The sequence below is a fragment of the bacterium genome, from assembly GCA_026416715.1.
GTDB lineage: Bacteria > UBP4 > UBA4092 > JAOAEQ01 > JAOAEQ01 > JAOAEQ01.
The window spans coordinates 85,297-97,227 of the sequence record JAOAEQ010000003.1 but is presented as its reverse complement, the minus strand read 5'-3'; the positions used below and the strand labels follow the sequence as shown (position 1 = coordinate 97,227).

Sequence of the window (11,931 nt, the reverse complement as noted above, 5' to 3'; positions counted from 1 at the left end):
GTATGCAATTAACGACTGCTAGCGAAACCACAACTAATTTTGTTTCATCATTATTGATTGTCCCGCAGTCTACCGGGGAAATATCGTTTTCCTGGATAGGATTGCTGCTCGCTCTGCTCTTTACCGCATCGTTGAGCGGGATAATGTGGTGGATGCTGCATCCGCCGCCAATGGTATCTCGTGATGTCGCTAAAGCAATACGGTCGGTTGATGCAATTAAACGAATTCTGGTCCCTACACAGGGAACTTCATATTCTGACCGAGGAGTAGAACTCGCGTGTCGGCTCGGCGCTGAACAGAACGCTGAAATTGTGTTAACGTATATCGTTGAAGTCCCACGAACTTTACCGCTAGGAGCAAAGTTGCCAAAAGAAGAAGAAAAAGCAAAACAAGCGCTTGACCGAGCTGAAGCGATTGTTCAATTACGTGGATTACCCGCGATTCGGAAAATCGAACGTGCCCGAGTTGCAGCGGAAGAAATCATCCGCTCCGCTAAGGAATATGATGTAGACATGATTGTTATGGGCGTTCGTCCTCGGGTTAACCCGGCGCAAATGGTTCTGGGCAAAACTACGGATGTTCTCCTTCGACGCGCTCATTGCGAGGTAATCATCGACCGACCAAAACTAGAGAAATAATTGCGAAGTCATCAATTTGGGACATAGGTATTGGGATTGGTATATTATTATAGAATGTACTTAATTTGCAGTTTATAAAATAGAAAGGTTATGTATGCGAATCGTCATTTTAGGTTGTGGTCGAGTGGGGGCACGGTTAGCATCCCAGCTAGATGCTGAAGGACATAAAGTTACGATTATAGATGAGAATCGGCAAGCGTTTCAGCATCTCGATGAAAACTTTAAAGGGACAATCCTTGTTGGCCATGGGCTTGACGATGCGGTTATTCGCGAAGCGGAATTAACTAAAATAGATGCATTTATTGCGGTAACTAATTCAGATAATATGAATTTAATGGCAGCACAGTTTGTCAAAGAGAAATTTGGCATTAATCGGAGTATCGCGCGAGTCTATGACCCGAAACGAGCGGCTGCGTTTAAAGAAATTGGGATTATTACGGTTTGCCCGACCATTATGATAACCGAAATGTTAAAAGAAACGTTATTTCCGAAAATATCCGGAAAAAAGAAATAAAAAAAGGAAAAAATCAAAAATCCAATATTAAATCATAGCATTTGGTTTGGATTGAAGATGTTATAATCGTATGTATGTTATTGTCGTAGGTGGAGGGAAGGTAGGGTATAACTTAACCAAAGTCCTATTAGCAGAAGGACATGAGGTTCTCCTCGTTGAAAAAGACCCAGCTCGATATACCAAACTAAACGAAGAATTAGGCGAAACGGTTATACTCGGTGACGGTGCTGAACTCGAGACCTTAAAAGTTACAGGGATGAACCGGGCAGATGTCTTAGTTGCTGTGACCGGTTCGGATGAAGATAACCTGATTATCTGCCAGATGGCGAAAATTGTTTATTTTATTCCAAAAACTATTGCTCGGGTTAACGATCCGAAAAATGAAGAAATCATGCAAATGCTTGGTATTGATGTTACGGTAAATAGTACTCGAATTATTAATACCTTGATAGAAGAGAAAGTTGATTCGAGTATGGTAATCCCGTTGCTTTCACTACAAGGCGGAAATGTTGAAATTGTTAAAATAGAACTATCAAAAGATGCACCTGTGGTTAATAAACAGATTCAAAAAATACAATTACCTAACGACTGTATTCTAATTGCGGTTATTCGCGAAAGAACGGTGGTTATACCTAAAGGGGAAACAGAACTGAAACCAGGGGATACGATTATCGCAATTATCCCTTCGTCAAGTCGCGAGCAGTTTCGCGAGTTATTCTACTAAAATAAAAAAGCTGAATAATCATTATTATTCAGCCTCAGATCACGATTGGTTGCGGGGGTCGGATTTGAACCGACGACCTTTGGGTTATGAGCCCAACGAGCTACCGGACTGCTCCACCCCGCGTCATTAGTTGCATATAATATTATCTCTCTCAAAGGATATAATTGTCAAGCTAAATAAACCTGAGTTGCGCTTGGGTATATGTTGCAAGATAGGATATAATAAATTATTATGCTCGAAATATCTGAAGTTAAACCAATTATTGAGTCTTTGTTATTCGTTGCCGATGAACCGTTAACTATCCGAAAATTCAAACAGATTATTGAAGATGTTGATGAGGCTACCATTAAACAGGCGCTTGCAGAATTGAAGTTGGAATACTCTCAAAACGGACGCGCAATTCAACTGGTTGAAATCGCTAATGGATATCAACTCGCTACTCGACCAAGATATGCAGAGTGGGTCAAGAAACTAATTCAATCTACCACCAAATTCAGATTAACCAAACCAGCATTAGAAACGTTAACGATCATCGCATATCGGCAACCGGTAATGCGTGCAGAAATTGAAGCTATTCGTGGAGTTGATTCCGGTGGTGTTATCCAAACCTTACTTGAAAAAAAATTGATTCGGGTTACTGGCAGAAAAGAAGTTGTCGGACGTCCGTTACTCTATGGAACCACGCAAGAGTTTCTTGACCATTTTGGACTACGGAATTTAAGCGATTTACCGACCATTGAAGAAGTCGTTCCGGAATCAGCGGTTGGTCCCGCCTCAACTGAAACTGGAATAGACCTTTTTACCCAGACGCAACCGGAAGCGGAACGTAAACCTGATGAAATCGGAAATTCTAACCAACCTGAAGAACAAACCAATCCTGAATCAGCATCTTGAGGATTAAATGATTGCTTCGCTGCTTGTTATTTTCCTAGCTATAATTGTTCTCTTTCCATCTGCAGTTTATCTCTGGTCTAAAGTGCTCATCCAGAGTTTCGTTTTCATAATTTTAGCGGTCGCCTTAATTCCGACCAGAAACTATTTCAGAAAATGGGAATCGGTCGCAACGGCTTTTCTGATTTATGTCATTTTTAGTGCATTCTCGATATTTAATGCGGTATATCTTAACGGCAGTTGGCTCGGTTGGTTAAATCTGTTCATCGGATTTCTTATCTATTGGTTAAGTTCATCTGGTTCCCTAACCTATCCGATTGCACGGCAGTGTCCCGCTTACGAATTTATCGGATACGGATTGATTCTGCTCGGAATTCTTGAAGCGGGTTATGGTATTTATCAATATGTTTATGGGTTCAAGTATACAATTCAACTAATTTCGCAGAATCCGGATTTAATTTCTACCCAGTATTATACAGGGATACTCCATGCACTGCAGACACATCGGATTATCGGAACGTTCGGCAATCCAAATGTATATGCGCTCTTTCTCGCAATGATTCTCCCGATATCAACTTACTACTTTTTAAACTCAACACAAGTTGGGAAAAAGACTCTGCTCCTTATTGCAACGGGAATTCTCCTGACTGCACTCGCATTTACTTATTCCCGCGGTGGATATCTTTGTTCAATGTTCGGGTTAATTCCACTAATATTTTTATTCAAAAAGCAAATCAATCTAAACCAGCTCTTCTGGATTTGCAGTTTGATTATCATCTCAATTGCTCTTATTACAATCTGTTCCCAATTTCCGAAAATGGAATTGCAATCGGAAAAATTGGAAACATTCTCTTCACGGTTGACTAAACCAACCAGCACGGTTAGTGAACGATTCCAATATTGGAATATCGCTAAACAGATGATTTCCGACCATCCGTTCGTTGGAACCGGTATCGGGAGTTTTGCAATCCGGTATGGGAAATATAAGCCGGTCGGAGTTGGCGAGACGAAATATGCGCATAATCTATTCCTGCAGATTTGGGTTGAACAGGGTTTACTCGGGCTCTTAAGTTTTATCGGATTAATGATTACGCTGGTGTATTTCACATTCAGGTATTTGAAAAAAACTGAATTGAACCTTGCGTATGCCTTATCGGGAAGTTTGTTCGCGTTTATTACCGACGGTTTTTTCGGATTCGGATATTATACGCTTGAATTGTTTTATCTTTTTTGTTGTATCCTTGGGGTATATATTGGGTCAATTCGTCCGTCGAAACCTCAATCTGAACTTGAACCTCAAAAACCTTCGTTAGTTTCGTTTGTAATCTTTGGTATTATTCTTCTTATCTTAGCTGGAGTATGGTATTTTGCGGTATATTCTCCTTATCTCGGTCAACTCTATTTTAACACTGCACTGACCCGACTAAAAGAAAAACAACTGGTTTCTGCGGTTGCCGGATATAAAGCAGCGCTGGTTTGTGACCCGATGAATTCTGAATACCATCAACATTTAGGCAATACGCTTCTCCAATTGAACGCAGTTGAACAGGGAATACGACATCTAGAACTCGCAGTTAAACTGAATCCAAATACCGCCTATTATCATTCGGATTTAGCGGAAGCGTATCGGGCTATCGGCAGATATCCGGAAGCGGAACGAGAAGCGAAATTAGCGATTGCACATTATCCGAATAAACCCGCGTACCACTATCAACTTGCCCAGATTTATGCAGAACAGGGTAAAGAAGCGTTAGCCACGGCAGAGATGCTCAAATTCGCTGAACTATCGAAGAATAAATAGTTGTTTCCGTGAAAGCGTAAACAAAACCTCAATGGGTTATTTCGGTGAACTGACTATATATTTACAAAAGCTTCCTTAAATCAGCTTTTAAATCTTCGCTAAGAATAAGTCCAGCAGGTTCTTTTCTTCAGAAATAGTCCTCCATTAATATCATGAAGTTACACGAAAACTTTCTCTACGTCTAATCCTAGGATAGAAATAATTATTTCTTGAAACGGTACTTTATATCATATCAACCATGTTTTATGTCATGCTTTAACCAACTGTAACACGGTCAATTTCCATAATTTCATTTTTTAAAATAGGATACCACGACGCACAAAATCAAACTTACCAGTGGTGAGTTTGATTTTGTCAAATAAATAACCGCTTACTGGACAAACCTACAACAAGAAGATTTTTAATTGATTTTATTAGTGTTACTATCGAAGATATATTACAAGCTAAAAAATTCTCTTCATTAATTATCTTCTGGTTGCCGATTTTCTTCTATACTTTTCAAATAATCGGCAACTATCTCTCTAGCAGCATTATAATCTTTTTCCAAAACAATAACTTCTCCCCAATAGCTTTTGAACAGTTCATCAATGGAAAGGTCAATATATCGAGATAATTTTAACGACCGATAACTCGCTTCTATATTCGCTTGTTTTAAAATTTCACAAATTACGATAGCTTCAAATTCGCTTGCGACAGTACATAAATGTACTGCTGCGGATTCAATTTCAGCTCATTTAGGTTCCGGCAACTGACTGACTAACGGAATCTGGCAGTCGGAACATCTCATAATTCCAAACTCATATTCAGTTCGGCATTTCGGACAAAACGGCATCGGTAAACCCATCTCAACGTAAAATGCAAAATTAACATTGTTTATTAAAATTTCAAATGCTAAATGCTAAATTTGAAATACATTTTATGGTTCTTCTTCCGGTTCTTCTTCAAGTTCAAAATTATCGAGAGTCTTTAAATAATCAGCTATAATCTGTTCTGCTTGGTCGGCATCTTCTTCGAGAACCAACACTTCACCTTTATATGGAGTTGATTCTGTTATTCCATCATATCCCGGAATGATAAATGAACGGAACGTAGCGGTTATACCCGATTGTTTTAACAATTCGCAATAGAATACTGCTTCCGATTCATCCATAATTTGAATAACCGACACCAATTCCGCTTCTGGCACCGGTTTATCTTTTTCTTCAGGTAATCGCTCCATTAACGGAATCTGACAATCAGAGCATTCAGTTATTCCCACTTCATATTCCGCTTGACATTTCGGACAAAACATAGGGTATCTTCCTTTCAAAATATAAAATTAAAATATTAAATTTCTATCGATTACTGAATAATGAACTTTTATTCTTTCGACACGTTAAATGCTTCATTGTAAACCGGGATAACAATAATAAACGTACTCCCTTGATTCACTTCAGATACAACTTCAATTTTTCCCCCGTGGTCGGAAACGATACGGTCAACCATGGAGAGTCCCAGTCCAGTACCTTTCTGTTTAGTAGAAAAATATGGCATAAAGAGTTTACTTTTCGTTTCCTGCGTCATTCCTTCCCCAGTATCAGCAAAAGATATTTGAACCGCTGGTCGCTCGTTTAGTATTGTCGGCTGAACGGAGATAGTCAACGTTCCACCGTTCGGCATTGCATCAATAGCGTTTTTAATCAGGTTTGAAAACGCACGCCGTAACTGTTCCGGGTCAGCATATATTTTCGGGATTTGTTCGTTTACCTTAACCTTAAATTGTATCTGGTCTTGTCCACTGGAATAGAGGGTAACGGTACTTTCTATCACTTCCGACAATTCTATCCATTCCGGCTGGGGTTTTGGCATCCGAGCGAATTCGGAGAACGCGTTGACGATTTTATAGAGATTCTCGACTTCCTCAAGAATCGTTTGAGTTGACTCCTGCAATACCTCATCAAAATTAGCCGCTTTGCGATTATAACTTTGTTGAAGATTCTGGATTGAGAGCTGAATCGGAGTTAACGGATTTTTGATTTCATGCGCAATCCGTTTAGCGACTTCCTGCCATTCGGCAACTCGCATTGCCGTAATCAGTTTCTCCCGATTCTCACGTAATTCTTTCGCCATATAGTTATAAGATGATACGAGCGCTCCAAGTTCATCTTTGCTGGTTATCGGAATTTGGATATCATAATCTCCTTTTGCAATTGCAACTGACCCTTCAACCAATTTATCCAGTGGATACGTGATTCGTTTCGCAATAAGATATGCTACCAACAGCGCAATACACATACCGAAAAACCCAAACCAGATAATATTACGACGTAAATCTGCTACTGTCTGCTGGAGTTTCTCCTGTGATACAGCAACGAGTAGAATACCTACTGATTTGTTTCCGGTTATCAACGGCATACCACCAATACTGAACTCGGTTTGATTCAAAACAAACCGCTGCATCAACGGGATTTTCGACGACCGAATTGAACTCAAGAATTCAGCACTTAGGTGTAGTTGCGTTATTGGTTTCCCTTGACTATCAACGAGAGTACTCACTACCAGATTATTTCCTTGAACCAGCCCAAGGTCAACCGCACCAACCCGTTTCAATCGCTGGATAAATTCCGAATTCATTAAGTATCCGCCGGTAAGTACGCCGATAATTTCTCCTCGGTGATATATCGGTACACTCGATTTCAATGCCAAATAACTTCCGGAAACTAGATTCTCAATGCTAATCCCCTGAGCATTTTTTCCGGTAAGCGCAGTCTGCAGAAAGACATCATCCGATTTGATGGAACCGATTTTTCCAGGTTCGTGCGCTGATGCCAAAACTTTCCCATCATGGTCAGTTATTTCTAGAATATCTAACCCGGTTGATTGCATTAAATCTATCAATTGGTTGGATAACCCGAGATAATCGAACCCGGAACTTTCATACCGCATCAGCATTTTCCGTTTCAGTTCAGTTATTTGCGCGATTTTTTCTAGTTTGCCAGTGATTTCATTTCCAGTTATTTTCAGTTCGTTATCAATCCGAGATAATGCATCGGTTATTTGCTCTTTAGCTATTTCATCGAATCGATGTTTGATAACTCGTTGGGATAAAACGAACACTACCGCTAAACAAACGATTACGGTAAGGAAAAATGCAATCATTAATTTCGTTCGTAAGGTTACCCTAACGATTTTCTTAAACGGCTCTTTAAATTTCTGAATTATAATTTGCGGCGTCATGTTTTCCTTCAGTAACATTCATTATAGCATATACAACTATACTGCTAAATGTCAAAGCGCACATGGTAAATCAAAATTAGGTGATTTAATATCAAAAGTGATTAAGGAATTTCACGTCTAAACTAAATGATAAGTCTTGTCGCAACCGCTTACAAATTCAAATTCCAATACTACTACGGTTTAAATTTGCTATTTTTAGCATTAGACACTCATCCATTTATTTGTAATCCATATAATTAAGGATAAAAAGTCAAATTTCGCTTGACGAATTATATAAAGAGAGTTAGAATAAGGGTCAAATCACCTATATTTTACTCCAGGGAGGATTATCTTATGTTCAAAAGAAAACTGGTTTTGCTCATGATGTTAATTGTTTCACTAATCCCGTTAATCTCTTGCGGGAAAAGTTCAGACCGCGCAAAATCGGAATTACTTCAAATGGATTTGGAGTATACCGATAAAAACTTTTTTAAAGTTGCTACGGAAGGAAATATTATCGCAGTAGATTTATTTTTAACCGCAGGGATTGACCCGAATATCAAGAATCCGAATGGATATACGGCGTTAATGCTTGCTGGATTAAATGGCCATACAGAAGTATGTAAATCGTTATTAAAAAACAAAAAAACTGACCCGAACGCGAAAGGTCCACAAGAAGAAACCGCATTACATCTTGCGGCAAGAAAAGGATGTACTGCAGCAGTACAAACGATATTAAGTTTTCAAGCGAACGTTGATGCGGAAGATAAATTTGGTTCAACACCGCTGATGTATGCGGCAGAATATGGACAGACCCGATGTTGTGAAGCGCTCTTGATTAAAGGAGCAAACATTAATTATCAGAATAAATGGGGCAATACCGCTTTGATGTATGCAGCAAAAGAAGGTAAAACTGATACTGTGAAATTACTCCTTGAACGAAAAGCGAATCCGAATTTAACCAATACCGGCGGGAAAACTGCGTTGAAATTCGCGAAAGCTCGTGGTGCCAAAGATATCGTTCAACTGCTTACCGACGCGGGCGCAACCGAATAATTAAATACATAGTGCGAAACATCGTTCCTAGCGATCTAACCCCTGCTCACGATTACCCCAAATAGGAGGATAAAAAGCAATTTTATTATTCTATACTATCTTGGTTTCTCTGATACTTGTCTGGCTAATTCATAATAAGGTAATTACCGTTATTAGAAGAAAATATTTTAATTACTCAAAAAAATTAGAAGCCCTTTTGGGATTCATAATCGGTATAGGATCATTTATTATTCTTACATCTGCGTCTTTATTTGATTAGGAATTCGATTGAGGGAATACTGTTTCTCGTGTTATGTTTTTTGCTCATTAGAAAAGTGTATTGGGAGATAATGAAATCAATTGAAAAACCGTTTCCGGTAGATAAAGAACCTACCTCTGGTATGACAGCATAGAGATAACTTGCGCAACGAATTTGTGCGGGATTCGAGGAAGACTATGCTCGCGTCTTTTAGGTAATAAATACCCCGTTAGCAGGTGGAAGTTTTCTAACGGGGTTTGGTATTATCATATTATATATTATCAATTCGGTGTCACTATGTTTCTATGGTTAAGACTTATTTTTTCTCTTCTTTCTTTTCTTCTTTTTTCTCTGGAATTTGCAAGATGATAAACATATATCCATTACCACGTTTTAGATAAAACTTCACACTATCACCCGGTTTAATTTCTTTGCTGATATCATTGAACTCTTTAATCTCTTTTACCGGTTTATTGTTGATTTTGATAATAATATCGTTCTTTTGAAATCCAGCTTCATCAGCAAGCGATTTCGATTTAACCTCGGTAACCACTAATCCTTCTTCAAACGAGAGATTCAATTGCTGCGCTAGTTCTTTCGTGAATGTTTGCACCGTTAATCCCCATTTTGTCGCCGCATCTTTACTTGCGAGTTCAACATCTTCGGTTCGTTCGGCGATTTTAACAATAACGATTTTCTCTTTGCCGTCACGAATCAGTTTCACCGGAACCTTCTCTCCTACCTTAGCCTGCGCTACTAGATTTCGCAATTCGGTATTAGAATTTACCGGAACCCCATTTATTTCGATGATAACATCTCCAGGTTCGATTCCTGCTTCTTTTGCCGGACCCTCTAAAACATTAGCAATTAACGCACCTTTCTTCTCCTTTAACCCGAGCGCTTTTGCCATTTTCTCATCGATTTCTTCCGGATTCAGTTGAACACCGAGCCAACCCCGTACAACTTTTCCAGACTCAATTAAATCACCCATAACCTTTTTGGCTAAATTTATCGGAATCGCAAACCCAATTCCAGCATTCTGCGCTATTCCACCGGTTTTAATCGCCGCATTGATTCCGATAACTTCACCACGTAGATTCACTAATGGACCGCCGGAATTGCCCGGATTTATCGGCGCATCCGTTTGGATATAATCTTCATAATCTGCAAGACCTATTGAGCGACCGAGTGCACTCACAATTCCTTGCGTTACCGATTCCGCTAATCCAAACGGATTTCCAATAGCGATAACAATCTGACCGACCTGTACGGTATTCGAATCGCCCAGTTTTGCAGTCGGAAGATTATCTCCATCAACTTTAATTACGGCAACATCAGTTTTCGGGTCTTTACCGACCACTTTAACATTGGTGAATTTCCGGCCATCAGCTAAGGTAACTATGATTTTATCTTTCTCCAAGTCTAGCCCATCTACCATATGGTTATTGGTTAAAATATATCCATCGTCCCGAACAATAACCCCAGAACCAAGACTCGGTATAACTCGTTTCTGCACTTCTGGCGGAACCATCCTTCTAAAAAATGGCTCAAATTGTTTAAAAAATTCATCATCGCCAAACGGGTCGAACCAAAACGGATTTGAAGATCGAGTTAGGACTGTTTTTTCGGTACTGATATTAACGACTGCAGGTTTAACTTTTTTCGCTACTTCAACAAATGCTTTTTCTAAAGCTTCTGCGGCGGAGATTACATTCTCGTCTGATTTCGTTGGTCCCTCAGCAGAAACCGAGAAAGAAAAAAAGGATAGAATGAGAATGCATGAAACTCCGAATAGATATTGAGCTAATAATCGGTTTAGATTGTGACGCATAGTATCCTCCCACACATCTAATGGATATTTTTTATTAATCACATTTAATATCTCTATCTAACACCGTACCCTAAGGGTTTATTCAAAATTTTTTGTAATGAATATTTTAGGGTTAGGGTTACTTCATTGCACCGAGTAACTCGGTTAATGACATCGCTCGAAGCCGTTTAATTCGTTCCGAGATCGGTGGATGCGTCGAAAATAATGTTAGGAAAGAACGACCAGATAATGGATTAACGATAAATAAATGCGCCGTCGAAGGATTCGCATTCATTGGTAATAACTTTGCTGCTTGTTCTAATTTATATAACGCATTCGCTAACCCATCAGCATTTTTTGCGAACCGTGCTCCGGTCGCATCAGCTTCATATTCTCTCGTGCGGGATATCCACAACTGAACCAGTAACGCAGCTAATGGTGCAACGATTATCATAACCAATAACGCTAAGGGATTATTTCCTTCACGGTCATTGCGACCACCGACCCCACCGAACATCGCAGCAAATTGCGCCATCCGCGCTAGCATCATCACCGCACCAGCTATCCCTGCAGCAATCGTTCCAATCAGCATATCTCGATTTTTCACATGCGCTAATTCATGCGCTAGTACCCCTTTAAGTTCATTATAATCGAGAATACGTAGAATTCCTTCGGTAACCGCAATTGCTGCATGGTTCGGATTCCGTCCAGTAGCAAACGCATTCGGCGTATCGGTTGGAATTATATACAATTTTGGCATCGGTAAACCCGCATTTTGTGTCAATTCGGCAACCATCTGGTATAACTGCGGTGCTTCTTGCGGTGTTACTGGTCTCGCTCGATACATCATTAATACCATCTTATCACTGAACCAATACATAAATAAGTTCATTCCTAAGGAAAAGATTAACGCAAATACCATTCCTTCGGTTCCCCAAAATGAACCGATAAACACTAAAATCATGGTTAAAACAACCATTAGCATGGTGGTTTTAAGTACATTCATCTCTATCAACCTCCTATAATTTATCCCATTAGTACTATCACAGCGTGTATCTGCAACT

At 39.5% G+C, this 11,931-nt stretch carries 10 protein-coding genes and 1 tRNA gene; 6 read left to right on the top strand and 5 right to left on the bottom strand.

All coding sequences use genetic code 11. The features are described from left to right. The first annotated feature begins 2 nt into the window (after window positions 1-2). The 3 genes from N3A72_02055 to N3A72_02045 all read left to right on the top strand — a co-directional run bounded on the left by N3A72_02055 (window position 3) and on the right by N3A72_02045 (window position 1,876). The gene (locus N3A72_02055; protein MCX7918392.1) at window positions 3-638 is read left to right on the top strand and encodes a universal stress protein; all 636 of its coding nucleotides are present in this window, start codon (window positions 3-5) and stop codon (window positions 636-638) included. Window positions 639-732: 94 nt separating this feature from the next. Further along, entirely contained in the window at window positions 733-1,152 is a 420-nt protein-coding gene (locus tag N3A72_02050; GenBank protein MCX7918391.1) for a TrkA family potassium uptake protein, read from the top strand. Between the two features lie 70 nt (window positions 1,153-1,222). Continuing rightward, the gene (locus tag N3A72_02045) at window positions 1,223-1,876 is read left to right on the top strand and encodes an NAD-binding protein (protein MCX7918390.1); all 654 of its coding nucleotides are present in this window, start codon (window positions 1,223-1,225) and stop codon (window positions 1,874-1,876) included. A 46-nt stretch (window positions 1,877-1,922) separates the two neighbouring features. On the opposite strand, the gene N3A72_02040 is transcribed toward N3A72_02045, so the two are convergent. Continuing rightward, window positions 1,923-1,999: transfer RNA gene (locus N3A72_02040), tRNA-Met, on the bottom strand. A 108-nt stretch (window positions 2,000-2,107) separates the two neighbouring features. On the opposite strand from N3A72_02040, the gene scpB reads away from it, so the two are divergent. Both scpB and N3A72_02030 read left to right on the top strand, forming a co-directional pair. Beyond that, the gene (gene scpB, locus N3A72_02035; GenBank protein ID MCX7918389.1) at window positions 2,108-2,770 is read left to right on the top strand and encodes an SMC-Scp complex subunit ScpB; all 663 of its coding nucleotides are present in this window, start codon (window positions 2,108-2,110) and stop codon (window positions 2,768-2,770) included. A gap of 7 nt (window positions 2,771-2,777) precedes the next feature. Next, window positions 2,778-4,568 carry an O-antigen ligase family protein gene (locus N3A72_02030; GenBank protein ID MCX7918388.1) on the top strand — a complete coding sequence of 597 codons (1,791 nt, stop codon included), beginning with the start codon at window positions 2,778-2,780 and terminating at the stop codon, window positions 4,566-4,568. A 916-nt stretch (window positions 4,569-5,484) separates the two neighbouring features. On the opposite strand, the gene N3A72_02025 is transcribed toward N3A72_02030, so the two are convergent. Both N3A72_02025 and N3A72_02020 read right to left on the bottom strand, forming a co-directional pair. Then, complete coding sequence (locus N3A72_02025; GenBank protein ID MCX7918387.1) at window positions 5,485-5,859, bottom strand: hypothetical protein; 375 nt, start codon at window positions 5,857-5,859, stop codon at window positions 5,485-5,487. A gap of 68 nt (window positions 5,860-5,927) precedes the next feature. Continuing rightward, complete coding sequence (locus tag N3A72_02020; GenBank protein MCX7918386.1) at window positions 5,928-7,784, bottom strand: ATP-binding protein; 1,857 nt, start codon at window positions 7,782-7,784, stop codon at window positions 5,928-5,930. Window positions 7,785-8,117: 333 nt separating this feature from the next. Here N3A72_02020 and N3A72_02015 point away from each other — a divergent pair, with 333 nt between their 5' ends. Then, window positions 8,118-8,819: an ankyrin repeat domain-containing protein gene (locus N3A72_02015; protein ID MCX7918385.1), complete on the top strand. Its 702-nt coding sequence runs from the start codon at window positions 8,118-8,120 to the stop codon at window positions 8,817-8,819. Between the two features lie 554 nt (window positions 8,820-9,373). On the opposite strand, the gene N3A72_02010 is transcribed toward N3A72_02015, so the two are convergent. Continuing rightward, window positions 9,374-10,888: a DegQ family serine endoprotease gene (locus N3A72_02010; GenBank protein ID MCX7918384.1), complete on the bottom strand. Its 1,515-nt coding sequence runs from the start codon at window positions 10,886-10,888 to the stop codon at window positions 9,374-9,376. 118 nt (window positions 10,889-11,006) lie between these two features. Continuing rightward, window positions 11,007-11,873 (bottom strand): zinc metalloprotease HtpX, encoded by an 867-nt coding sequence (gene htpX, locus N3A72_02005; GenBank protein ID MCX7918383.1) that lies wholly within the window; start codon window positions 11,871-11,873, stop codon window positions 11,007-11,009. Window positions 11,874-11,931: the final 58 nt, after the last annotated feature.